The organism is Streptomyces sp. NPDC059695, assembly GCF_042733785.1.
GTDB lineage: Bacteria > Actinomycetota > Actinomycetes > Streptomycetales > Streptomycetaceae > Streptomyces.
The window spans coordinates 1-22,277 of record NZ_JBHWFF010000002.1 but is presented as its reverse complement, the minus strand read 5'-3'; the positions used below and the strand labels follow the sequence as shown (position 1 = coordinate 22,277).

Annotated in this window: 21 protein-coding genes; 9 read left to right on the top strand and 12 right to left on the bottom strand. The window is 73.5% G+C overall.

What is annotated here, in order from left to right; all coding sequences use genetic code 11:
- Positions 1 to 35: 35 nt before the first annotated feature.
- Positions 36 to 929 carry an SGNH/GDSL hydrolase family protein gene (locus ACFV2S_RS02725; protein WP_385553621.1) on the bottom strand — a complete coding sequence of 298 codons (894 nt, stop codon included), beginning with the start codon at positions 927 to 929 and terminating at the stop codon, positions 36 to 38.
- A gap of 259 nt (positions 930 to 1,188) precedes the next feature.
- On the opposite strand from ACFV2S_RS02725, the gene ACFV2S_RS02720 reads away from it, so the two are divergent.
- Positions 1,189 to 1,683, top strand: a complete 495-nt coding sequence (locus ACFV2S_RS02720; protein WP_366440439.1) for a DUF3145 domain-containing protein — start codon at positions 1,189 to 1,191, stop codon at positions 1,681 to 1,683.
- 336 nt (positions 1,684 to 2,019) lie between these two features.
- Here ACFV2S_RS02720 and fabF read toward each other — a convergent pair whose 3' ends face one another.
- The 5 genes from fabF to fasR form a co-directional block, all read right to left on the bottom strand.
- Positions 2,020 to 3,282 carry a beta-ketoacyl-ACP synthase II gene (fabF, locus tag ACFV2S_RS02715; protein ID WP_383798688.1) on the bottom strand — a complete coding sequence of 421 codons (1,263 nt, stop codon included), beginning with the start codon at positions 3,280 to 3,282 and terminating at the stop codon, positions 2,020 to 2,022.
- Positions 3,283 to 3,361: 79 nt separating this feature from the next.
- A complete protein-coding gene (locus ACFV2S_RS02710) occupies positions 3,362 to 3,610 on the bottom strand; it encodes an acyl carrier protein (protein ID WP_189801979.1) in 249 nt (82 codons plus the stop codon).
- Between the two features lie 58 nt (positions 3,611 to 3,668).
- A complete protein-coding gene (locus tag ACFV2S_RS02705) occupies positions 3,669 to 4,739 on the bottom strand; it encodes a ketoacyl-ACP synthase III (RefSeq protein ID WP_385553618.1) in 1,071 nt (356 codons plus the stop codon).
- A gap of 18 nt (positions 4,740 to 4,757) precedes the next feature.
- On the bottom strand, positions 4,758 to 5,675 hold the full coding sequence (locus tag ACFV2S_RS02700) for an ACP S-malonyltransferase (RefSeq protein WP_385553616.1): 918 nt from the start codon (positions 5,673 to 5,675) through the stop codon (positions 4,758 to 4,760).
- 89 nt (positions 5,676 to 5,764) lie between these two features.
- Entirely contained in the window at positions 5,765 to 6,946 is a 1,182-nt protein-coding gene (gene fasR, locus ACFV2S_RS02695; RefSeq protein ID WP_383798679.1) for a fatty acid biosynthesis transcriptional regulator FasR, read from the bottom strand.
- A gap of 71 nt (positions 6,947 to 7,017) precedes the next feature.
- Between fasR and ACFV2S_RS02690 the strand changes: the two genes are divergently transcribed.
- Positions 7,018 to 7,671 (top strand): pirin family protein, encoded by a 654-nt coding sequence (locus ACFV2S_RS02690; RefSeq protein ID WP_385553613.1) that lies wholly within the window; start codon positions 7,018 to 7,020, stop codon positions 7,669 to 7,671.
- 298 nt (positions 7,672 to 7,969) lie between these two features.
- Here ACFV2S_RS02690 and ACFV2S_RS02685 read toward each other — a convergent pair whose 3' ends face one another.
- Entirely contained in the window at positions 7,970 to 9,130 is a 1,161-nt protein-coding gene (locus ACFV2S_RS02685) for an Ig-like domain-containing protein (protein WP_385554356.1), read from the bottom strand.
- Positions 9,131 to 9,370: 240 nt separating this feature from the next.
- On the opposite strand from ACFV2S_RS02685, the gene ACFV2S_RS02680 reads away from it, so the two are divergent.
- The 5 genes from ACFV2S_RS02680 to ACFV2S_RS02660 all read left to right on the top strand — a co-directional run bounded on the left by ACFV2S_RS02680 (position 9,371) and on the right by ACFV2S_RS02660 (position 15,189).
- Positions 9,371 to 10,558 carry a lipid II:glycine glycyltransferase FemX gene (locus tag ACFV2S_RS02680; RefSeq protein WP_385553612.1) on the top strand — a complete coding sequence of 396 codons (1,188 nt, stop codon included), beginning with the start codon at positions 9,371 to 9,373 and terminating at the stop codon, positions 10,556 to 10,558.
- A complete protein-coding gene (gene murJ, locus ACFV2S_RS02675; RefSeq protein ID WP_385553610.1) occupies positions 10,555 to 12,162 on the top strand; it encodes a murein biosynthesis integral membrane protein MurJ in 1,608 nt (535 codons plus the stop codon). The genes ACFV2S_RS02680 and murJ overlap by 4 nt, the downstream gene beginning before the upstream one ends.
- Positions 12,163 to 12,290: 128 nt before the next feature.
- A complete protein-coding gene (locus ACFV2S_RS02670; RefSeq protein ID WP_385553608.1) occupies positions 12,291 to 12,974 on the top strand; it encodes a response regulator in 684 nt (227 codons plus the stop codon).
- An 8-nt stretch (positions 12,975 to 12,982) separates the two neighbouring features.
- Positions 12,983 to 14,494, top strand: coding sequence for a sensor histidine kinase (locus ACFV2S_RS02665; RefSeq protein WP_385553606.1), 1,512 nt, complete (start codon positions 12,983 to 12,985; stop codon positions 14,492 to 14,494).
- Positions 14,491 to 15,189 carry a hypothetical protein gene (locus tag ACFV2S_RS02660; RefSeq protein WP_385553604.1) on the top strand — a complete coding sequence of 233 codons (699 nt, stop codon included), beginning with the start codon at positions 14,491 to 14,493 and terminating at the stop codon, positions 15,187 to 15,189. Before ACFV2S_RS02665 ends, ACFV2S_RS02660 begins: the two co-directional genes overlap by 4 nt.
- Positions 15,190 to 15,207: 18 nt before the next feature.
- Here the strand turns inward: ACFV2S_RS02660 and ACFV2S_RS02655 are convergent, their stop codons facing one another.
- The gene (locus ACFV2S_RS02655) at positions 15,208 to 16,038 is read right to left on the bottom strand and encodes a serine hydrolase domain-containing protein (protein WP_385553602.1); all 831 of its coding nucleotides are present in this window, start codon (positions 16,036 to 16,038) and stop codon (positions 15,208 to 15,210) included.
- A gap of 52 nt (positions 16,039 to 16,090) precedes the next feature.
- Between ACFV2S_RS02655 and ACFV2S_RS02650 the strand changes: the two genes are divergently transcribed.
- Complete coding sequence (locus ACFV2S_RS02650) at positions 16,091 to 16,510, top strand: MerR family transcriptional regulator (protein ID WP_382864526.1); 420 nt, start codon at positions 16,091 to 16,093, stop codon at positions 16,508 to 16,510.
- Positions 16,507 to 17,532 (top strand): aldo/keto reductase, encoded by a 1,026-nt coding sequence (locus ACFV2S_RS02645; RefSeq protein WP_385553599.1) that lies wholly within the window; start codon positions 16,507 to 16,509, stop codon positions 17,530 to 17,532. Before ACFV2S_RS02650 ends, ACFV2S_RS02645 begins: the two co-directional genes overlap by 4 nt.
- A 59-nt stretch (positions 17,533 to 17,591) precedes the next feature.
- On the opposite strand, the gene ACFV2S_RS02640 is transcribed toward ACFV2S_RS02645, so the two are convergent.
- The 4 genes from ACFV2S_RS02640 to ACFV2S_RS02625 all read right to left on the bottom strand — a co-directional run bounded on the left by ACFV2S_RS02640 (position 17,592) and on the right by ACFV2S_RS02625 (position 21,942).
- Entirely contained in the window at positions 17,592 to 18,788 is a 1,197-nt protein-coding gene (locus ACFV2S_RS02640; protein WP_385553597.1) for an acyltransferase, read from the bottom strand.
- On the bottom strand, positions 18,785 to 19,765 hold the full coding sequence (locus ACFV2S_RS02635) for an alpha/beta hydrolase (RefSeq protein WP_385553595.1): 981 nt from the start codon (positions 19,763 to 19,765) through the stop codon (positions 18,785 to 18,787). The genes ACFV2S_RS02640 and ACFV2S_RS02635 overlap by 4 nt, the downstream gene beginning before the upstream one ends.
- Positions 19,766 to 19,933: 168 nt before the next feature.
- Complete coding sequence (locus ACFV2S_RS02630) at positions 19,934 to 20,617, bottom strand: response regulator transcription factor (RefSeq protein WP_329855354.1); 684 nt, start codon at positions 20,615 to 20,617, stop codon at positions 19,934 to 19,936.
- The gene (locus tag ACFV2S_RS02625; protein ID WP_385553593.1) at positions 20,614 to 21,942 is read right to left on the bottom strand and encodes a sensor histidine kinase; all 1,329 of its coding nucleotides are present in this window, start codon (positions 21,940 to 21,942) and stop codon (positions 20,614 to 20,616) included. Before ACFV2S_RS02625 ends, ACFV2S_RS02630 begins: the two co-directional genes overlap by 4 nt.
- Between the last annotated feature and the right edge of the window lie 335 nt (positions 21,943 to 22,277).

Below are 22,277 nucleotides of genomic sequence, written 5' to 3'. Positions count from 1 at the left end.
CCCGGGGCGGCACCTGACAACCGCCCCGGGGTCCCTCACTCCTTCGTGATCCGCCGGTACGCCAGCTCCGCGAGCCGCGCCTGCCCGTCCCTGCTCGGATGGAACCAGTCCCAGGGGCTCAACTGCCCGCCGTCGAAGCGGAACCCGAAGACCGCCCCGTCGTCGTACCGGCAGCGGGCGTCCTTCGCGCAGACCTCCCGCAGGACCCCGTTGTACGCCACCACCCGGTCCCGGACCGCCGCACGCCGCCGCTCGGCCGCCGGACCCAGGTCCTCCGCGTCCGCCAGCATCGCGCCGCAGATCCCCAACTTCCATACCTGGAGCCCCATCGGGCTCACCCTTCCCGTGGACCACAGGTGCTTCAGGTCCGGCACGCTCGCCACGTACACCTGCGCCTTCGGCGCGCCGGCCCGCAGCCGGGCGAGGGCCTTCTCGAACGAGGCGCGGAAGTCGGCGACCGGGGTCATCAGGTCCGGGGTCGGCCGGCAGGCGTCGTTGGCCCCCATCATCACCGTCACGAGCTCGGGCTTCTCGGCCGCGGCCCCGGCCATCTGGTCCGGAAGCTCCGCCATCCGCGCGCCCGTCCGGGCCAGGTTCCAGCTGTGGGTGGCCACCCTCGCAGGGCCCAGCAGCCGCAGCGCCAGGCTGTTGACGGTGGTGTCCGTCCCGGTCGCCCACGACACCTCGGGGCAGTCCGACAGGACGGAGCACGCGTCGAAGGCCCGGGTCACGGAGTCGCCGACGGCCGCCACGGAAGCGGGGGAGACGTCCCACAGGGGGGTGGGCCTCGGCGTCGGACGCGCGGTGGTCCGGGCGCTCGGAGCCGCCGCCTCCGGGTCCCCGGCCGTACATCCGGAGAGCACACCGCCGCACAACAGTGCGGCCGTGGCGGCTGCGACAGCGGTACGGAATCGGCGTCGGCCGCGCATCCCGGGCCCCTCCTTCGGCGTCCTGGCGGGTGAAAGCTTCGTGTTCCCCCGCCCCCGGACCGACCGTACGTCACACCGATGACGGTGCGGCACGGTAGCTTTTCCCCCGTCGAACCAGAGGCGCCTTCGCCGACCGGCTCCGGTAAATTACATCACGTCACATGCTGTCCCCTTTTGGATGGTTTGCGACGTTCTGCGCCTGATGCTGTTTACTGAGGCCGCTGGACAAGGCGAACCTCGTCCCACACTGGAGGTCCCGGTGACGACACGTGGAGTCCTGTACGTACACTCCGCACCGCGTGCGCTGTGCCCGCACGTCGAATGGGCGGTCGCGGGCGTCCTCGGTGCGAGGGTGCAGCTCGACTGGATCCGCCAGCCGGCGTCCCCCGGCACCTGGAGAGCCGAGTTCTCCTGGAAGGGCAGGACCGGCACCGCCTCGGAGCTCGCCTCCGCCCTCCGCGGCTGGCAGATGCTCCGCTTCGAGGTCACCGCGGAGCCCTGCGCCACCGCCGAGGGCGAGCGCTACAGCGCCACCCCCGACCTGGGCATCTTCCACGCCGTCACCGGCCTGCACGGGGACATCCTGGTCCCCGAGGACCGGCTGCGGGCCGCCCTCGCGCGCTCCGCGCAGGGCGAGACCCAGCTGGAGGCGGAGATCGCCAAGCTGCTCGGGAAGCCCTGGGACGACGAGCTGGAACCCTTCCGGTACGCGGGCGAGGGCGCCCCCGTCCGCTGGCTGCACCAGGTCGTCTGACCCCCGCTCACCGGCGGGTCGTGGAGTCCCGGCCGGGCGCCCGCGCGGGCGCCGTGCGCGACCCCGCTCGCCCTCCGTGCCTGCGACCCCGCTCGCCCTCCGCGCCTGCGGCGGCAGGGGCCGGGCACCCCGGCCGCGCCCGTGCCGCGCTCCGGGCCGGAGACGGGACGCTCCCGACCCCGACGCCATCGGCGACGTCCGCGGACCGCCGGGCCGTCCGCGACGCCCTGCCGGCCACCCCCGCCGAGCGGGAGCCACCGGCCCCGGTCCCCCTCTGCCGACGCATGACGAAGGCCCGCCCCCTCACGGGGGCGGGCCTTCGTCATGCGTCGCGCGTCAGACCGTGCGGAACGCCAGGACCACGTTGTGGCCACCGAAGCCGAAGCTGTTGTTGATCGCGGCGATCGTTCCCTGCGGGAGCTCGCGGGGCTCGTCGCGGACGATGTCCGCGTCGACCTCGGCATCCAGGTCGTCGACGTTGATCGTCGGCGGGGCCAGGCGGTTGTGGAGCGCCAGGACCGTCGCGACGGTCTCGATGCCGCCCGCACCACCCAGCAGGTGACCCGTCATCGACTTCGTCGCGGAGATCGCGACGTGGTCCAGGTCGTCGCCCAGGACCTTCCGCAGCGCCTTGATCTCGGCGACGTCGCCCTGCGGCGTCGACGTGGCGTGCGCGTTGAGGTGGACGACCTCGGACGGCTTGAGGTCCGTGGAGTCCAGGAGGTTCTGCATCGCGGCGGCGATGCCCCGGCCGGTCGGCTCGGGCTGCGCGATGTGGTGGCTGTCGGCCGACAGGCCCTGGCCCAGCACCTCGCAGTAGATGCGGGCACCGCGCGCCTTCGCGTGCTCCTCGGACTCCAGGATCACGACGCCCGCGCCCTCGCCGAGCACGAAGCCGTCGCGGCCGGTGTCGTAGGGACGCGAGGCCTTCGTCGGCTCGTCGTTGTTCTTGGACATCGCCATCATGTTGGCGAAGGCGGCGATCGGCAGCGGGTGGATCGCGGCCTCGGTACCGCCGGCGACGACCACGTCGGCACGGCCGGTACGGATCATCTCGACGGCGTAGCCGATCGCCTCGGCACCCGACGCGCACGCGGAGACGGGGGTGTGGACGCCCGCCCGGGCGTTCACCTCCAGACCCACGTTCGCGGAGGGGCTGTTCGGCATGAGCATGGGCACGGTGTGCGGGGAGACGCGGCGGACGCCCTTCTCCTTCAGCACGTCGTACTGGTCGAGCAGAGTCGTCACACCGCCGATGCCGGAGGCGATGACGGAGCCGAGCCGCTCGGGCACGATCTTCTCGTCCTCACCGGCCGGGCCGGTGTAGCCCGCGTCGGCCCAGGCCTCACGGGCCGCGATCAGCGCGAACTGCGCCGAGCGGTCCAGCTTGCGGGCCAGCGGGCGGGGCAGCACGTCGCCGGGGTCGACCGCGGCGAGGGCCGCGATCTTGACGGGCAGTTCGGCGAAGCGCTCGCCCTCGAGGGGCTTGACGCCGGAGCGTCCCGCGATCAGACCTTCCCAGGTCGATGCGGAGTCGCCACCCAGCGGTGTGGTTGCGCCGAGACCGGTGACGACCACGGTGCGATTGGTCGAGCTCACAGGAATTCTTTCTCCACGTGTGTGATGGTCGAAGTACGGCGCCACCGCCGGGTGGCGAACCGAGTCAGCGGGGACCGAATCAGTCCTGGTGCTTCAGGATGTAGTCGGCGGCGTCGCCCACGGTCTTGAGGTTCTTGACGTCCTCGTCGGGGATCTTCACGTCGAAGCGCTCCTCGGCGGCGACGACGACCTCGACCATGGACAGCGAGTCGACGTCCAGGTCGTCGGTGAAGGACTTGTCCAGCTGGACGTCCTCGACCGGGATGCCGGCGATCTCGTTGACGATCTCGGCGAGGCCCTTGAGGATCTCTTCCTGGGTGTCAGCCATAGTGCTGCTCCTTCTTGCGGTTACTTCGGTACAGGGGCTTCCGGAAGATCCGGTGTGCCTAGGGGAGGGTAACGACCGTCGCGGCGTAGACGAGACCCGCCCCGAAGCCGATGACGAGCGCGGTGTCGCCGCTCTTCGCCTTCCCGGTCGCCAGGAGCCGCTCCATCGCGAGCGGGATCGAGGCGGCCGAGGTGTTGCCGGTGGTCTCCACGTCACGGGCGACCGTGACGTGCTCCGGCAGCTTCAGAGTCTTCACCATCGAGTCGATGATCCGCATGTTCGCCTGGTGCGGGATGAAGACGTCCAGGTCGTCCGCCGAGATGCCGGCGGCGTCCAGCGCCTGCTGGGCGACCTTCGCCATCTCGAAGACGGCCCAGCGGAAGACCGCCTGGCCCTCCTGCGTGATGGCGGGGAACTTGATCTCGCCCTGCTCGTTGAGCGGCAGCTGCGAGACGTCGCCGGAGGGGGTCCCCTCTGCTCGAGCGGAGCCGAGAGCTTGGGGGTGGAACTCGTTCCACGGCACGGTCTGCTTGATCGTCTCGGACTTGTCGCCCTCGGAACCCCAGACCGTGGGGCCGATGTGCGGCTCCTCGGACGGGCCGACGACCACGGCGCCGGCGCCGTCGCCGAACAGGAAGGCCGTCGCGCGGTCCTCCAGATCCGTCAGGTCGCTGAGCCGCTCCACGCCGATGACCAGGACGTACTCCGCCGAACCCTCGACGATCATGCCCTTGGCGAGCGTCAGGCCGTAGCCGAAGCCCGCGCAGCCGGCGGAGATGTCGAACGCGGCCGGCTTCCCGGCGCCGATCTTGTCGGCGATCTCGGTGGCCACGGCCGGGGTCTGCTTGAAGTGCGAGACCGTGGAGACGATCACGGCACCGATCTGCTCGGGGCTGATCCCGGCGTCGGCGATGGCCTTGCCGGAGGCCTCCACCGACATGGCGGCGACGGTCTCCTCCGGGGAGGCCCAGTGCCGGGTGGCGATGCCGGAGCGCGAGCGGATCCACTCGTCGGACGAGTCGATCTTCTCGAGGATCACCTCGTTCGGCACGACCCGGGTGGGGCGGTAGCCGCCGACACCGAGGATCCGCGCGTACGGGGCGCCCTTGCTGGGCTTGATCTTCGACATGTTTCTCGACACTCCTTGTCAGACGGCCGCGTGCTCGGCGATGAGCGTACGGGCCGCGTCGAGGTCGTCGGGAGTCTTGAGCGCGACCGTGGCCACGCCCGGCAGGGCCCGCTTGGCGAGGCCGGTGAGGGTGCCGCCGGGGCACACCTCGATCAGCGCGGTCGCGCCGAGCGTCTGGAAGGTCTCCATGCACAGGTCCCAGCGGACCGGGTTCGCGACCTGGCCGACCAGCCGGGCCACGACCTCGGCGCCGTCGGTGACGACCTGGCCGTCCTTGTTGGAGACGTAGCGGGTGACCGGGGCGGCCGGGGACAGCTGCTTCGCCGCCTCCTCCAGCTTCGCCACGGCCGGGGCCATGTGGTGCGTGTGGAACGCGCCGGCGACCTTGAGCGCCACGACCCGGCGGACGCCCTCGGGCTTGTCCGCCTCCAGGGCGGCCAGCTGCTCCAGCGTGCCGGCGGCCACGATCTGGCCGGCGCCGTTCACGTTGGCCGCGGTCAGGCCGAGCTTCTCCAGGTGCGGGACGGTCACCTCGGGGTCGCCGCCGAGCAGCGCCGACATGCCCGTCGCGGTGATCGCGGCGGCGTCGGCCATCGCGAGTCCACGGGTACGGACGAGGCGGAGCGCGGCCTCGGCGTCGAGGACGCCCGCGAAGGCGGCGGCGGTGAACTCGCCGACGCTGTGACCGGCGACGACGCCGGGGGTCACCTCACCGAGCGCGGCCGCGGAGAGCAGGCCGGCGGCGACGAGGAGGGGCTGTGCCACGGCGGTGTCGCGGATCTCGTCCGCGTCCGCCTTCGTGCCGTAGTGGACGAGGTCGAGCTCGATCGCGTCCGACCAGGCCGCGATGCGGTCGGCGGCGCCGGGGAGTTCGAGCCAGGGGGTCAGGAAGCCGGGCGTCTGAGCGCCTTGGCCGGGAGCGACGAGTACGAGCACCCTCACACTCTCTCTTGGGGACGGCTTCGAGCGCCCGTGGGGACAAGGACGAAGAACCGTCGGGGGAATTGTTGGTGTTCGACAAAAGTCTAGGACTGCTGATCTCCGTCGGCCAAGCGTCCGAGGATGAGAGCGATCCGCAGCGTGAAAGCGGAGCGCACATCGGAGGGTGACCAGCCGGTGACGTCGGTCACACGTCGGAGCCGGTAGCGCACGGTGTTCGGGTGGACGAAGAGCATACGGGCCGCGCCTTCCAGGCTGCTGGCCTGCTCCAGATAGACACTGAGAGTTTCGAGCAGCGCGGAGCCCGCTTCCTCCAGCGGTCTGTAGATCTCCTCCACCAACTGCTCGCGCGCCGAAGGGTCGGACGCGATGGCGCGCTCCGGGAGGAGATCGTCCGCCAGGACCGGGCGCGGCGCGTCCTGCCACGCAGAGCAGGCCTTGAGCCCGGCGGCGGCGGCCTGCGCGGAGCGGGTCGCGGCGAGCAGGTCGGGGACGACGGGACCGGCGACGACGGGGCCGGGCGCGTACGGCCCGATGAGCGCCTTGGCGACGGCGAGGGGATTGTCGTTGCCGCCCGCGATGACGACGAGCCTGTTCCCGAGGACGCCGGTGAGGACCTGGAGCTTCGCGTGCCGGGCGGCCCGGCGGATCGCCTCCACGGTCAGCTCGCTGTCCCCGTCGGGGGCGGTGCCGAGGACCACGCACACATGGTCCGGCGAGTTCCAGCCGAGCGCGGCGGCCCGCGACACGGCGCCCTCGTCGGCCTCGCCGGAGAGCACGGCGTTCACCACCAGCGACTCCAGGCGCGCGTCCCAGGCGCCCCGGGCCTCGGCGGCCTGCGCGTAGACCTGGGCCGTGGCGAAGGCGATCTCCCGGGCGTAGACGAGGAGCGCCTCGCGGAGGACGGACTCGTCGCCGGGGGCGGCGACCTCGTCGATGGCCGACTCCATGACCTCGATGGTCGTCCGGACCATCTCCACGGTCTGGCGCAGGGTGATCGCGCGGGTCAGCTCGCGGGGGGCCGTGCCGAAGACGTCCGTCGAGATGGCCTGCGGGGTCTCCGGGTGCCGGAACCACTCGGTGAACGCGGCGATGCCGGCCTGGGCGACCAGACCGATCCACGACCGGTTCTCGGGCGGCATCGCGCGGTACCACGGCAGCGTCTCGTCCATGCGGGCGATGGCGCCGGCGGCGAGCCGCCCGGACGACTGTTCGAGGCGCTTCAGGGTCGCGGCGTGCGGATGGGCGGCGTTCACGGGTTCAGGCACGGGGACAAGACTGCCTTATCGGGACGCCGGCGTGCGGGGTCGGGGCTCTTTCCCCGGGCTACGGTACGTCCGTGATACGCATCCAGCGCGCGGGCGACCGGTACCCCGGAGGCGACCCCGGGGCCGGGATCGAGACCCGGCACGCCCTGTCCTTCGGACCGCACTACGACCCCGACAACCTCCGCTTCGGCGCGCTCCTCGCCTGCAACGAGGAGCGGCTCCGGCCCGGCGCGGGCTTCGACGAGCACCCCCACGCGCACACCGAGATCGTGACCTGGGTGGTGGAGGGCGAACTCACCCACGCCGACACCGCCGGGCACACCTCGGTCGTCCGCCCCGGCGACCTCCAGCACCTGAGCGCGGCGGGCGGCGTCCGCCACGTCGAACGCAACGACGGCGACGACCCCCTGACCTTCGTCCAGATGTGGCTGGCCCCCCTGTCACCGGGCGGCGACCCCTCGTACGACGTGGTGCGCGGGCTGTCCGCCCCGTACGAGCTCCCGGCGGCGGGGGCGGTCCTGCGCGTGGAGCGCCTCGCGGCCGGCGAGTCCACGGAACTGCCGGCGGCGGACTTCACCTACGTGCACGTGGTGCGGGGCGGGGTGTCGCTGCGCGGGGAGGAACTGTCCCCGGGCGACGCGGCGAGACTCACGGACGAGGAGACGACGCCCCTGCACGCGACGACCACCACGGAGCTCCTGGTCTGGACGATGAGCACCCCTTAGCCGCCCCCCGTTGTGGGCTGCGCCCCGCCCGTTGTGGGCAGGCGTTCCGCAAGGGGCGAAACGGGTGGGCACAACGGAACGGCGCCCTTGCCGGCGCCAGAGGCTGTAGAGCCTGAACCCGCACCGACAGGTGCGCCGCCCTCGTGGTGCGGGTCCAGGCACGGAACGCGGAGGCGCCGCTTAAGCGCGCCGTCCCGTGTGCCCACCCGTCCCGCCCCAGCGGGACGATTGCCCACACGGGCAGCGGCGGGAGGCCCGCACGCGCAGCAGGCGAGGCGACACACGGGCTGCAGGCGCGTCAGCGCAGCGCGCTCTTCGTCTTCCACTGCTCCCAGCTCAGATTCCACGCCCCGTAGCCGTTCCCCTCCGCCACGATCCCCTTCGTCTCCCGGCCCTTGATCTCGAACGGGTCGCCCACGTTCACCGACGCGTAGAACGACGCCGCGTTCTCGTTGCTCATGCCGATGCACCCGGAGCTCTTGTTCGCCTTGCCGAAGTACGGCGCGTTCCACGGGGCCGCGTGCGCGTACATGCCCGACCAGGTCAGGCGCATCGAGTAGTCGACGTCCTTGTCGTAGGCGTCGCCGAGGCCGACCGTCTCCGAGTTCATGTTGATGGTGCCCTCCTTCGCCATCAGCACGGCCGTCCCCCGCCAGGACCGCTTGTCGCCGCCCGGGGTGCCGCCGGAGACGGGGATGGTGCGGACCGTCCGGCCGTCCCGTTCGACGCTCAGCCGGTGCGCGTCGAGGTCGACCTTGACGACCTGCGCGGCACCGACGGTGAAGCCGGTGCGGTAGTCCCGTACGAACCAGCCGCCGCCCGAGTCCGTGCCGTCGAGGTCCGCTTCGAGGGTGACCTTCGTGCCCGGCTTCCAGTAGTCCCGGGGGCGCCAGTCCGCCCTGTCCCGGCCCGAGTAGTCCTTGACCCAGCCCCAGGCGCCCTCGGTGCCGTTCGAGGTGGTCACCTTGAGCTGCTTCTCCACGTCCGCCTTCTTCGTCACCGGCAGGTCGAAGACGATCGAGAGGGGGTGGGCGATGCCGACGGTGGTGTTCTTGCCGGGGGCCAGAGTGACCTTGTTGACCTTGTCGGCCTCGGGGGTGGAGAAGGAGGACCGGCTGGTCGACTCCTTGCCGTCGGCGGTACGGGACGTCACCTCGACCGTGTAGGAGGTGCCCGGCGCCGCCTTGCGGTCCGAGGACCAGCTCGTGCTCCCCGTCCCCGTACGGCCCCGGAGGATCCCGCCCTCGCCGTCGACGACCTTCACCGCGGTGAGCGTCCCGCCGGTCGCGGTCACCGACACCGGCTTGCCGGCGGCCCGGTCCACGACGGTCACCTTCACCGGGGACGCGTCCTTCGCCGCCCCCGGCCCCGCCCCGGACGAGCCCCCGTCCGCAGCCTGGGCCGTGCAGGCGGTGAGGGAGGCGACGAGCGCCACGGCGGCCAGGACGGGACGGGACATGCGTATCGGCGGCGCGGTGCGTATCGGCAGCACGGAAGACCTCCGCGGTGTGAGGAAAGGGTGGGATGTCCTGGACTTTAAGGCGCCCCCGCACCCCCGTGGGGCCCCCGGCGCCTCTGTGACGAGGGCTGCGGCAGAACCGTCACCGTCCCGTCACAATCACCGCGCGCACCGGTCGAATTCGGCTGTGAGCCTGCTGTGCGCCCCACCACCGAGGGGCGGAACAAGGAGGCTCCCGTTGTGTCAGCGCTGCTCGTGACGGCCGCACCCACCGACCGCCGCGCCCCCGCAGGACCGGTCAGGCTCGGGCCCGTGACCCCCGAGGCGTACCGCGCGTTCCTCGAGACCCGCTGCGGCGCGGACGGGCCCAGCTTCCTCCAACTCCCCTCCTGGGCACAGGTGAAGGACGGGTGGAGCCACCAACTCGTCGGCTGGGGGCGCGAAGGGGCGGCGCTCTCCGGCGTCGCGCTCGTCCTCCTCCGCCCCTTCCCCGGCACCCGGAAGTACTTCGCCTACCTGCCCGAGGGCCCCGTCGCCGACTGGGCCGATCCCGACATGGACGGCTGGCTCGCCCCGCTCCTCGGCCATCTGCGCTCCCTGGGCGCGTTCGCCGTCCGCATGGGCCCCGGGCCCGCCTACCGCCGCTGGAACGCCGCCACCGTCAAGGCCGGTACCGGCACCGGCCGTCGCCTCTCCGACGTCCTCGCCGACGAGGTCGACCCGCTGGGCACGGCCGTCGCCGAACGGCTCCGTGCCCGCGGCTGGCGCAAGTGCGGCGGCGACTCCGAGGACGGCGCCGACGCCCAGCCCCGCCACGTCTTCCAGGTCCCGCTCACCGGCCGCAGCACCGACGACCTGTGGACCGGACTCAACCAGGAGTGGCGGCGCAACGTCCGCAAGGCCCGCAAGTCCGGCGTCGAGGTCGTCGTCGGCTCCGCCGCCGACCTCCCCGAGTTCTACCGGCTCCTGCGCATCACCGAGGAACGCGACGGCTTCCGCCTCGGCCGTTCCCTCGCCTACTACGAGCGCCAGTACGCCGTCCTCAACGCCGAGCAGCCGGGCCGCATGCGCCTCTACCTCGCCCGCCACGAGGGCGAGATCCTCGCCGCGCACACGATGCTCACGGTCGGCGGCCGCGTCTGGTACCAGACCGGGGCCTCCGCCGACCACCGCCGTGAGGTCCGGCCCTCCAACGCCCTGCAGTGGCGCATGCTCCTGGACGCCCACGCCCTCGGCGCGGCCGTCTACGACCTGCGCGGGGTACCCTCCACCCTTGATCCGGACGACCGTGCCCACGGGCTGCTCCGCTGGAAGCTGGGGACGGGCGGACAGGTCGTCGAGACGCTGGGGGAGTGGGAGACGCCGATGCAGGGCACGACCAACGGAGCGCTGTACCGCGCCTTCCAGGCCTACATGGCCCGTCGATGACGGCGACGCTCACCGCGCCTCGTGAGCGGAAGAAGGCCTCCGCGCTGCGCAGCGGCGCCCTCATGGCCGCGGGCTCGCTCGTCTCCCGCGCCACCGGCTTCGTCCGGGCCTCGGTCGTCGCCGCCGCGCTCGGCGCGGGCCTCGTCGCCGACGGGTACGCGGTGGGCAACTCGGTCCCCACCATCGTCTACATGCTCCTCCTCGGCGGCGCCCTCAACGCCGTCTTCGTCCCCGAACTCGTCAAGGCCGCCAAGGAGCACGAGGACGGCGGCGTCGCCTACACCGACCGCCTCCTCACGCTCTGCGCGCTCGCCCTGGCCGCGCTCACGGCGGTCGCGGTCCTCGCCGCCCCGGTGATCGTCGACACGTACACCGACTACGTGGGCGGACAGCGGGACATGACCATCGCCTTCGCGCGCTCGTGCCTGCCGCAGATCTTCTTCCTCGGCCTCTTCACCCTGCTCGGACAGGTCCTGAACGCCCGGGGCCGGTTCGGCGCCATGATGTGGACCCCCGTCCTCAACAACGTCGTCGCCGTCTCCGTCTTCGGACTCTTCCTCGTCGTCGGCGACGGCGGGGAACTCACCCCCGGGGAGACCGCGCTCCTCGGCTGGGGCACCACCGCGGGCATCGCCGTCCAGGCCCTGGCCCTGCTGCCGTCGCTGCGGGCCGCCGGCTTCCGCTGGCGGCCCCGCTTCGACTGGCGCGGCAGCGGCCTCGCCGCGCCGCTGCGCTCGGCGGGCTGGCTGGTGCTGCTCGTCCTCACCAACCAGGGCGCGTACTGGGTGACGACCTGGCTGGCGACCACGGCGGGCGACACGACGGAGAGCGGCGGCGCGGGCCTCGCCGCGTACAACAACGCCTACCTCCTCTGGACCGTCCCGCACGGCATCGTCACCGTCTCCCTCGTGACGGCCCTGGTGCCCCGGATGAGCGGCGCGGCGGCGGACGGCGACCTCGCCGGCGTCCGGCGCGACGTCTCGTACGCGCTGCGGACCAGCGCGGCCGCCGTCGTCCCGGCCGCCTGCGCGCTCCTGGCCCTCGCCGTCCCGCTGATGACGGTCGTCTTCCGGTACGGGGCGACCACCGGCGACGACATCCGCGCGATGTCCTGGACCCTGATGGCCTTCGCACCCGGCCTGGTCGCCCTCTCCGGCCAGTACGTGTGCACCCGCGCGTTCTACGCCCTGCGCGACACCCGGACCCCGTTCTTCCTGAACCTCGTCATCGCGGCCCTCAACGCCGGACTCTCCCTGACGGCGTACCACGTCCTGCCGACCCGCTGGGCGGTCACGGGCATGGCGGCGGCGTACTCGCTGGCGCTGTGGGCGGGCTGGGCGGTGACGGCGTACGCGCTCCGCCGCCGCCTGGGCGGCGCGTCCGGCGGGGCCTTCCCCGCGCTCGCCCGGCTCCTCGTCGCGGCGGTGCCGGCGGCCGGATACGGACTGTTCACGGCGGACGGGACGGCGGTGGCGGGACCCGTGGTGGCGGGACTGGCCGGGGCGGCGACGATCCTCGCGACGTTCGCGCTCCTGGCCCGCCCCCTCCACCTCACCGAACTCCAGAACCTCCTCACCTCGGCCAGAATCCGCCTCCGCCTCTGACGGCCCACCGCGGGCGCGGGCCCACACGGGGCGGTGCCCCACGCCCCGTGTGGGCCATCGTCCCGGCGGAACGCACGCCCACCACGTCCCCGTACGGGGGACGACATCGACCTTGGGATACTCCACACATGCCCCGCGTGCTCCTGATAGAAGACGACCCCTCCGTCCGCGAGGGCGTCGAGCTCGGCCTCCGCCGCCGCGGGCACGACGTGCGCACCGCCCCCACCGGCGAGGCGGGGCTCGCCGCGCTCGGCGAGTTCCGGCCCGACCTGCTGCTCCTGGACCTGATGCTGCCCGGCATGAACGGCGTGCAGGTCTGCCGCCGGGTCAGGGAGAGCAGCCAGCTGCCGATCATCATGCTCACCGCGCGCGGTGACGACTTCGACGTCGTCGTCGGGCTGGAGGCCGGGGCCGACGACTACATCGTCAAGCCCGCCCGTACCGAGGTCATCGAGGCCCGGATCCGGGCCGTGCTGCGCCGCATCGAGGAGCCCGGCACCGGCCGGTCCGCCGTCGAGTTCCACGGGGAGCTCGCCGTCGACCGGGCCGGCCTGACCGTCGCCAAGTCGGGCGAGCGCATCGCCCTCGCCCCCTCCGAACTGAAGCTGCTGCTGCACCTCACGGCCGCACCCGAGCAGGTCTTCAGCCGCCAGCAGCTGCTCGAACACGTCTGGGAGCACAGCTACCACGGGGACGCCCGGCTGGTGGACGCCTGCGTCCGCCGCCTGCGGAACAAGATCGAGGACGCCCCGGGCGAGCCCCGGTACATCCAGACCCTGCGGGGCTTCGGCTACCGCTTCGGCCCCCTGTGAAGGCCTGCGTGAGCCCGGAGCCGGACGGCGCGCACGAGGCGCCCGGCACCGGACCGGCGGCCCCGGGACGCCGCCGCGCCCGCACCCCCCGCCTGCGCCCCTTCGGCCTCCGGACCCGCCTCGTCCTCGCGTTCCTCCTCGTCGCGGCCGTCGGCTGCGGCACCACCGCCGCGCTCACCTACCGCGCCGCCCGCAACGCGATCCTGGAGCAGACCCAGAACACCGCGGTCTCCGCCTTCCGCGACCAGGTGGACCCGCTCGTCCTCAGCCTGCCCGTCGACTCCCGCCAGCTGCACGACGTGCTCCTCAGCATCGCCAAGCAGGGCAAGCCCCGTCCCTGGCGCGTCTACGCCGAGTACGGTTCGGTCCGCGTGTCCTCCGCGGACCGCCCCACCTCCTCCGTCATCACCCCCGAGCTGCGGGCCCGTGCCCAGGCCGGGCCGTTCACCCCGCACAGCAGCTTCCAGCGGGTCGTGAAGAACGGCACCCCGTACCTGACGATCGCCGTCCCCGCCGTCTTCCGCACGCACCACGAGCAGGGGACGGGGCAGCCCACCGGTCTCGTCTTCTACGCGGTGATGGAGCTCGACGAGGAGGAGGGGAACATCGAGGCCATGGTCGCCGCGGCCCGCGACGGCGCCCTCCCGGCCCTCGCCGTCGCCCTCATCCCCGCGCTCATCGCCTCGCGCGGCGTGCTCCGTCCCGTACGGGAACTGCGGCGCGCGGCCCACAGCATGGGCCGCGGCCGGCTCGACACCCGCATCCACGCGAAGGGCAGCGACGAACTCGCCGATCTCGCCCGGACGTTCAACGAGACCGCCGCCGAGCTGGAACGTTCCGTCACGGAGCTGCGCAACGCCGAGGCACGCGCCCGCCGCTTCGCCTCCGACGTCTCGCACGAGCTGCGCACCCCGCTGGCCGGGATGCTCGCGGTCACCGAGGTCCTCGACGAGGACGCGGGGAGTCTCGACAGCGACACCGCGCGCGCCGTCCGGCTCATCAGCGCCGAGACCGGGAAGCTCGCGGTGCTGGTCGAGGACCTGATGGAGATATCCCGCTTCGACGCGAGGGCCGCCGAGCTCCACACCGACGAGGTCGACGCCGCCGACTGCGTCCGCAAGACCCTCCAGCACCGGCGCTGGACGGATCCGGCGCAGGTGGTCCCGTACCTTGGGGAGGGAATCAGGGCCCGGCTCGACCCGCGCCGTTTCGACGTGGTCGTCGCCAACCTCGTCGGCAACGCGCTGCGGCACGGGGCGGCGCCGGTGACGGTCAGGCTGTACGCGGAGGGGGACGAGCTGGTGACGGAGGTCGCCGACCGGGGGCCGGGCATCCACCCGGACGTCCTGCCGCACGTCTTCGACCGCTTCTACAAGGCGGACCAGGCGAGGACCCGTTCGGCGGGCAGCGGCCTGGGCCTGGCGATCACCCTGGAGAACGTCCGGCTGCACGGCGGCACCGTCCGCGCCGCCAACGACCCTGAGGGCGGGGCCGTCTTCACCGTACGGATGCCCCGGTGAGGCGCCCCGCGAGTGCCGCCGCGGAGACCCTCGCGGAGGCCGCGCGGCGCCGGACCGACGCCTCCGCACGGCGCACGCGGCGCACGCGGCGCCGCGCCCTCGCCGCGGCCCTGCTCGGCGTCCTTTCGCTCGCCGCCTGCGGCATACAGCAGACCGACGTCGTCGAGGCGGGCGGCGCCGCGACCATCGCCGTCCCCCCGGCGCCCGAGTTCCGGATGGTGCTCTACTTCCTCGGGCCGGACGGCCGCCTGGTCCCGGTGGTCCGTGAGTACGGGCTGCCGATCCCCGAAGCGTCGCTCAGCTGGGGCGGCTCGGAGACGGAGGCCGACCGGAAGGCCAGGGGAGCGGTCTCCGGGCCGTCGTCGCAGGAGCACGGCGCCCGGCCCGCCACGGACAAGGTGCTCGCCGCGCTCCTCGCGGGCCCGGCCGCCGCCGACACCGCGGCCGGCCTGACCACGGACCTCCCGAAGGGGCAGCAGGCGCCGCGGACCGAGCAGGTCACGGCGGCCGGGATCACCCCGGAGGGCCGCCGCACCGTCCGGATCCGCTCGCCCTTCCCCGTCAGGGACCTGTCGGACGCGGCCGTCCAGCAGCTGGTGTGCACGGCCGCCTACGCGGAGGACGGCGGGGGCATGGTCGAGGCGATCCTCATGGGCGCCGACGGCGCCCTCCCGGCGACCCGCTGCGAACGCTGAGCCGTTCGCGAGGCGCGGTCAGCGCGCCCGCAGATCCGCCAGCACCGCGTCCGTGAACGGCGGCCAGGCCTCGACGGCCCACGGTCCGAAGGGCCGGTCCGTGAGGGCCACGCACGCCGCCCGCGCGTCCGGGTCGATCCACAGAAACGTTCCGGCCTGCCCGAAGTGCCCGAAGGTGCGCGGCGAGGAGCTCGCGCCGGTCCAGTGCGGGGACTTCCCGTCGCGGATCTCGAAGCCGAGCCCCCAGTCGTTCGGCCTCTGGTGCCCGTAGCCGGGCAGGATGCCGGTCAGGCCGGGGTACGTGACGGTCATCGCGTCCAGGACCGTCCGCGCGTCGAGCAGCCGCGGCGCCTGCACCTCGGCGGCGAACCGCACGAGGTCGTCCACCGTCGACACGCCGTCCTTCGCGGGCGAGCCGTCCAGGGTCGTCGCCGTCATCCCGAGGGGCTCCAGGACCGCCTGGTGCAGATACTCGGCGAACGGGATGTCGGTGGCCTTCGCGACGTGGTCGCCGAGGGCCTCGAAGCCGGTGTTGGAGTAGATCCGCCGGGTGCCCGGCGCGGCCGTCACCCGGTTCTCGTCGAAGGCGAGCCCCGAGGTGTGGGCGAGGAGGTGGCGGACGGTCGCGCCCTCGGGCCCGGCCGGCTCGTCGAGGTCGATCGCCCCCTCCTCGTACGCGACGAGGACGGCGTACGCCGCGAGCGGCTTGGTGACCGAGGCGAGCGCGAAGCGCCGTCCGGTGGGGCCGTGGGACCCGGCCACGGTGCCGTCCGCGCGGACGACTGCGGCCGCCGCGGTGGGGACGGGCCAGTTCTCGATCGACGCCAGGCTCGGCACGCTGCTCTGCATGGGGCCGAGCCTACTTGCTTGGAGTGCACTCCAACGTTTTAGCGTGGGGTGCATGAGCGTGATCGAGAGCGTCGAGAGCACGACGAGAACCGCCGGGAAGGACCGCTACACGATCAGCGAGGTGGCCGCGCTGACCGGTCTCACCGCGCACACCCTGCGCTGGTACGAGCGGATCGGCCTGATGCCGCACGTCGACCGTTCCCACACCGGCCAGCGCCGCTTCACCGAGCGCGACCTGGGCTGGCTGGCCTTCGTCGGCAAGCTGCGGCTGACCGGGATGCCGGTCGCCGACATGGTCAGGTACGCCGAGCTGGTGCGCGAGGGCGACCACACCCGGGACGCGCGGCGGGAGCTCCTGGAGGCCACCCGGCGGGACGTCCTCACCAGGATCACCGAGCTCCAGGACACGCTCGCCGTGCTCGACATCAAGATCAGTCATTACGGGACCGCATGCGGAGGAACGTCATCATGACCAGCGTCACCAGGATCGACACCGTACGTCTCGGCGGTCAGGACGGACCGGAGATCGGCGTCCAGGGCTTCGGCTCCATGGGCATCAGCGAGTTCTACGGGGACACCGACGAGGCCGCCGCCCGCGACACCCTCGAAGCGGCCCTGGAGGCCGGCGTCACCCTGATCGACACCGCCGACATCTACGGCAGCGGCGCCAACGAGGAGTTCCTCGCGCCGTTCCTCGCCGCCCACCGCGACGAGGTCACCCTCGCCACCAAGTTCGCCATCGAGCGCCGCGCCGACGACCCGGCCCACCGCGCCGTCCGCAACGACCCGGCGTACATCAGGAAGGCGGTGGAGGACAGCCTGCGCCGCCTCGGGATCGAGACGATCGACCTCTACTACATGCACCGCCGCGACCCGCAGATCCCGTTCGCCGAGTCCGTCGGCGCCATGGCGGAGCTCGTCCAGCAGGGCAAGGTCCGCTTCCTGGGCCTGAGCGAGGTCACCGGGCCGGAGCTGCGCGAGGCCCACGCCGTCCACCCGATCACGGCCCTCCAGTCGGAGTGGTCCCTCTTCTCGCGGGACGTGGAGCGCAGCGCCGTCGGCGCAGCGGCCGAACTCGGCGTGACCTTCGTGCCGTACTCGCCGCTCGGCCGGGGCTTCCTGACCGGCGCGTTCGCGGACGCCGCGAAGGACCTGTCGGGCGGCGACTTCCGCCGGTACCAGCCCCGGTTCACCGGCGAGAACGCCGAGCGGAACGCCGCCCTCCTCGACCCGGTCCGCAAGATCGCCGCCTCGCACGGCGCGACCCCGGCCCAGATCGCCCTCGCCTGGGTCCAGCGGCGCGCGGCCGTGCACGGCCTCACGGTCGTCCCGATCCCCGGCACCCGCAAGCGCTCCCGCCTCCTGGAGAACGCCGCCGCCACCCGCATCACCCTCACCGCCGCCGAACTCGACGAGCTGGAGCCGATCGCCGGCCTGGTGGCGGGCGACCGCTACCCGGACATGAGCTCCACGTCCGCGGCCCGGGAGGCCTGAGGCCCGGAGGCCCGCGCGCGGGCGCCCCGAGCCCCCGGAGGCCGGAGCCCCGGCGGACCTCACGCCAGCCCCAGGGCGAAGACCGCGAAGCCCGCCGCGAGGAGACCCGCCAGGGTGCGGCGGGCCGGACCGGCCTTCGCCCACGGGGACTCGAAGACGCGCGCGTACCGGCCGATGAGGACGAGCAGACCGGCGAAGACCGGCATCCAGGCGAGCCGGGCGAGGATCCAGCCCACCGAGTCCGGCGCGCCGACCAGACCGGGGACCTCCCCGAGGTACGAGGCGGGGATCGCGGCGGTCAGCATCGCCGTCTGGTGCCAGCACAGGATCGTCATCGCGGACAGGTTGACCACGACGACCGGCGCCCACACCGCGGGCCGCTTCAGGAACCGGCCGATGCGGTCCCGCAGCAGGACCGCCGCACCGCTCTGCGCGGCGGCGAGGGCAAGGACGAGCAGCGACGGCGGGTGCGAGTTGGTGCGCGCCTCGCCGGGGACGCCGACCATCGACGCCGGGTAGCCGAAGGCCAGGAGCAGGGCGGCGAAGAGCGCGGCGCCGCCGAGCAGCAGCCCCCAGGCGTGGCGCCGGGTGACCCGGCCCTCGCCCCACGAGACGCCGAGCTGGTACGCGAACAGCCAGCCGGGCAGGATGTTCAGCAGGCTCAGCCAGGACGGCACGGCGTCGGCGTACGGCCCGTACCGCAGGAAGTCGACGAGGGCGACCGAGCCGAGCAGCGGAGCCGCGGCCCACACCCCGAGGCGGCGGGCCGCCCGCACGCACAGCGGGGTCAGCGCGGTGACCACCGTGTACACCCCGACGAACCAGAGCGGCTGGATCACCAGCGTGGACGCCGTCCGCAGCGTGTCCACGGGCACCCCGGGACCGAAGTGCAGCACCGGCAGCAGCGCCGCCCACACGGCGGTCACCCCGAGCACCGGGCGCCCGAGCCGGGCGAGCCGTCCGCCGAGCCACGCGCGCGTGGAGCCCTCGTGGCGCCGGTACGACAGGACCGAGGCGTAACCGCCGACGAGGAAGAAGATCCCCAGCATCTGGAGGACCCAGCTGACGGGCGCGAGCCCCGCGAAGGCGCCGAGCGGGCTCGCGTTGTGCAGGGCCCCGTCGGAGGAGAGCGTGAAACCGCCGAGCAGCCAGTGCCCGGTCGGCACGGCGAGCAGCGCCAGGGCGCGGAGCCCGTCGACCGCCCGGTCGCGGTGGGCGGGGGTGGAGGACTCGATCCGTGCGACGAGCGTCTTCATCGGACGTCCCCCTCGGCGATCGAGGCGAACGCGCGGAGGGACGAGGTGCCGGGCGCGAAGTAGCCGCCGTGCCCGGCGGCGTCCGCGGCCGGGATCCGGCGCGCCCCGAAGGCCGGGTCGGTCGGGTCGGCGCCGTGCCCGAGCCCCGCGAACGCGACGTTCGGGACGCGGTCGATCCAGTCCGTGGGATCCTTCGCCGCCCAGACCCGGGCGGAGGTCCCGAGGTCGGAGACGTTCTCGGCGCGCATCCCGGGGGAGCCGAAGACCACCAGGTCCTTGGCCTTCAGCCCGTGCGCGGCGAGACCGCAGACCACGGAGCCGTAGCTGTGGCAGAAGACGGACGGCTCGGCCGCGCCGACCGCGGCGAGGCCGTCCGCGAACCGGGTCAGCCGGTCCGCCCCGGCCTCGGCGAGCCGGCCGGTGGCCGCGTCCAGGCCCACGCCCACCGGCGTCGTGTAGCCGGCCCAGGCGACGACCGCCGTACGGCCTCCGGTCGCCCGGCGCAGCTCGCCCGCCATGTCCGCGAGCGGCCGCACATGGGACGCGTCCACGTCGGAGCCGGGCACGATCACGGCGACGTGCTCGGCCCGCTCCAGGTCCCCGTAGACCAGGGCCACCTGTCCCCGGCCGCGCGGATCGTGGGCGAGGACCCGCGCCCCGCCGAACTCCCCTCGGGCGGAACGGGCGTTGGCCTCGTACCGCAGCTCCAGGGGCGCCCCGTCGAGGTTGCCGACGACCGTGGGGTGCGTCCGGGCCAGCTCGCGCTGCCGTACGGGACTCAGCCCGGCGAAGAAGCGCGCGACCTCGGCCGGGGCCATCCGCTCCGGGTCCGGCAGCCCCGCCGCCCGCCACGCCGCGGTCCCGACGGGGGCCCCGGTGACGGCCTCCTGGCTGTTCCCGGACGCCCAGCCGGCGGTCCCGGCGATCACACCGGTCACCACCGCGGCGGTGATCAGGGTCCTCGTGAAGCGGCGCATCGGCCCGCCCTCCCTCGCTCGTGTCCTTGGCGAGAGGAAGGTAGGAAGACGACGGGTGACGGCACGTCACACCGGGGGGCCAACTCCCCCTTGATACCGGGGTAGGGGGTGGAGGAGCAGCCAGCCGCAGCCCGGGGGTGGGGTTTTCCCCCGGGTGCCAGGGGGTGCCTAGCGCGAGTCCCCGGGCGTGACCAGCCCCGACTCGTACGCGAAGACCACCGCCTGCGCGCGGTCGCGCAGGTCCAGCTTGGCGAGGACCCGGCCGATGTGGGTCTTCACCGTCTGCTCGGCGAGGACCAGGCTGTCGGCGATCTCCTGGTTGGACAGGCCGCGGGCGATCAGCTCCAGGACCTCCGTCTCGCGCGGGGTGAGCCCGTTCAGGCGCAGCGCCGTGGTGTCCCGGCGGGGCGCCGGACGCGAGGCCGCGAAGTCGGCGATGAGGCGGCGCGTCACGGACGGGGCGAGCAGCGCCTCGCCCGCCGCCACCACCCGTACGGCGGCGATGAGGTCCGCCGGCGGCGCGTCCTTGAGGAGGAAGCCGGACGCGCCCGCGCGCAGCGCCTCGTACACGTAGTCGTCGACGTCGAAGGTCGTCAGCATCAGCACCTTCGGCCGGTGCGTGACCCCGGCCGGCGGGTGCAGGATCTCCCGGGCGGCCGCGAGCCCGTCCAGCTCCGGCATCCGCACGTCCATCAGGACCACGTCCGGGTGCGCCGAGCGCGCCACGTCCACGCCCTGCCGCCCGTCCGGCGCCTCGCCGACCACGTCGATGTCGGGCTGCGCGGCGAGCAGCGCGGCGAAACCGGCCCGCACCATGGCCTGGTCGTCGACGATGATCACGCGGATGGTCACTCGGTGTCCTTCGTACGCAGGGGGAGCCGGGCCGCGACCCGGAAGCCGCCGTCCGGCAGCGGCCCGGTGTCCAGCGAGCCGCCGGTCAACCGTACGCGCTCCCGCATGCCGACGAGCCCGTGCCCGGTGCCGGGGGCGCCCCGCTCGACGGCGGAACGCTCCTCCAGGGAGGGCCCGTTGACGACGAGGACGGTCAGCCACCCGTCCTCGGCCCGTACGGAGACACGGGTCGAGGCACCGGGCGCGTGCCGCACCACGTTCGCCAGGGCCTCCTGCACGATGCGGTACGCGGACAGGTCCACGGCCTGCGGCACCTCCCCGAGGTCGGCGGCGAGCCGCAGCTCGGCCGGCACGCCCGCGCGTACGGTCGCCTCGACGAGCTGCTGGACCCGGTCGAGTCCCGGCTGCGGGGCCCGCTCGCCCTCGCTGCCGTCACTGCGCAGGACGGAGAGCAGCCGGCGCATCTCGGCCAGCGACTCCCGGGCACCGGCCGCGATGGACGTGAACTCCTCGCGTGCCGCGTCCGGGAGGTCGGGGATGCGGTACGGGGCCGAGTCCGCCTGCACCGTGATCACGGACATGTGGTGCGCCACGACGTCGTGCAGCTCCCGCGCGATCCTGGCCCGCTCCTCCAGGAGCGTGCGGCGGGCCCGTTCGGCCTCGCTGATGGTCTCCTGCTCGGCGAGCCGGCGCTGCGCGTCGCCGCGGGCGCGGACCGCCGAGGTGAGGAGCAGCAGCACGCCGCTGAGGACGAGCAGCAGCGCGTGCAGGCTGGTCATCCCGGCGGGCTTGAAGGCCTCCAGGACGAAACCGGCCACGCCGGTGGCCAGCCACACCCCGAACAGTGCCCGCCGGGACTCGCGCAGTCCGAGCGCGACCATCAGCGCGCAGTAGCCGATGACGACCGGCGGGGTCCACGGCCACATCTCCGCGTGGGGCCCGTCCGAGCCGAGCAGCACGAGGGCGCCCAGGACATCGGCGGTGAAGACGACCCACCAGGCCTGGAGGGGGCGGGTGACGGCGAGGAGGAGCGGCGCGGCCTGGGCGGTGCCGAGGGCGCCGGCGAGGGCGCCGTTGACGCCGTAGTCGTTGACGAGGAGCAGGACGGTGGAGGGCAGGAGCGCGGCGCTGAACGCGAGGGCGACGATGTACGGCAGCAGCCGCACCCACCGGCCCGAGGCAGCCGCGAGGAGCGGTTCCCCGGGCGTGGTCGGGGTGGTGAGCGCGGCCCCGAGCCCCTGGAACATCTCGCGGGACCGGCCCCAGAGGCGGCGGGCGGCGGGCAGGGAGGCGGAGGGCGGCTCGGGCCGCGATGCGGTAACCATGACCCGCCCAGCGTAGGCAGCACCCCCACCCCCCGACGTCATACCGAGGACCGGTCCCCGACCCACTACCGCAGTATGACCCGCACCCCGTTGTGGGCATGCGTTCCGCCTGGGCGGCGCCCCCGCCCGTTGTGGGCAATCGTTCCGCTGGGGCGGAACGGGTGGGCACAACGGAACGGCGCCCTTGCCGGCGCCAGAGGCTGTAGCGCCTGAACCCGCACCGCCGGTGACGGCACCTCGTGGTGCGGGTCAGGGCGCGGAACGCGGAGGCGCCGCGAAGGGCGCCGTCCCGTGTGCCCACCCGTCCCGCCCCAGCGGGACGATTGCCCACACGG

Excerpts from the sequence above, each read along its gene's own strand:
- ACFV2S_RS02685 (WP_385554356.1), bottom strand. The coding sequence starts at position 9,130 with ATGTCCCGTCCCGTCCTGGCCGCCGTGGCGCTCGTCGCCTCCCTCACC.
- ACFV2S_RS02655 (WP_385553602.1), bottom strand. The coding sequence starts at position 16,038 with ATGCAGAGCAGCGTGCCGAGCCTGGCGTCGATCGAGAACTGGCCCGTC.
- ACFV2S_RS02650 (WP_382864526.1), top strand. The coding sequence starts at position 16,091 with ATGAGCGTGATCGAGAGCGTCGAGAGCACGACGAGAACCGCCGGGAAG.
- ACFV2S_RS02710 (WP_189801979.1), bottom strand. The coding sequence starts at position 3,610 with ATGGCTGACACCCAGGAAGAGATCCTCAAGGGCCTCGCCGAGATCGTC.
- ACFV2S_RS02645 (WP_385553599.1), top strand. The coding sequence starts at position 16,507 with ATGACCAGCGTCACCAGGATCGACACCGTACGTCTCGGCGGTCAGGAC.
- ACFV2S_RS02725 (WP_385553621.1), bottom strand. The coding sequence starts at position 929 with ATGCGCGGCCGACGCCGATTCCGTACCGCTGTCGCAGCCGCCACGGCC.
- ACFV2S_RS02635 (WP_385553595.1), bottom strand. The coding sequence starts at position 19,765 with ATGCGCCGCTTCACGAGGACCCTGATCACCGCCGCGGTGGTGACCGGT.
- ACFV2S_RS02625 (WP_385553593.1), bottom strand. The coding sequence starts at position 21,942 with ATGGTTACCGCATCGCGGCCCGAGCCGCCCTCCGCCTCCCTGCCCGCC.
- ACFV2S_RS02670 (WP_385553608.1), top strand. The coding sequence starts at position 12,291 with ATGCCCCGCGTGCTCCTGATAGAAGACGACCCCTCCGTCCGCGAGGGC.
- ACFV2S_RS02640 (WP_385553597.1), bottom strand. The coding sequence starts at position 18,788 with ATGAAGACGCTCGTCGCACGGATCGAGTCCTCCACCCCCGCCCACCGC.
- murJ (WP_385553610.1), top strand. The coding sequence starts at position 10,555 with ATGACGGCGACGCTCACCGCGCCTCGTGAGCGGAAGAAGGCCTCCGCG.
- ACFV2S_RS02705 (WP_385553618.1), bottom strand. The coding sequence starts at position 4,739 with ATGTCGAAGATCAAGCCCAGCAAGGGCGCCCCGTACGCGCGGATCCTC.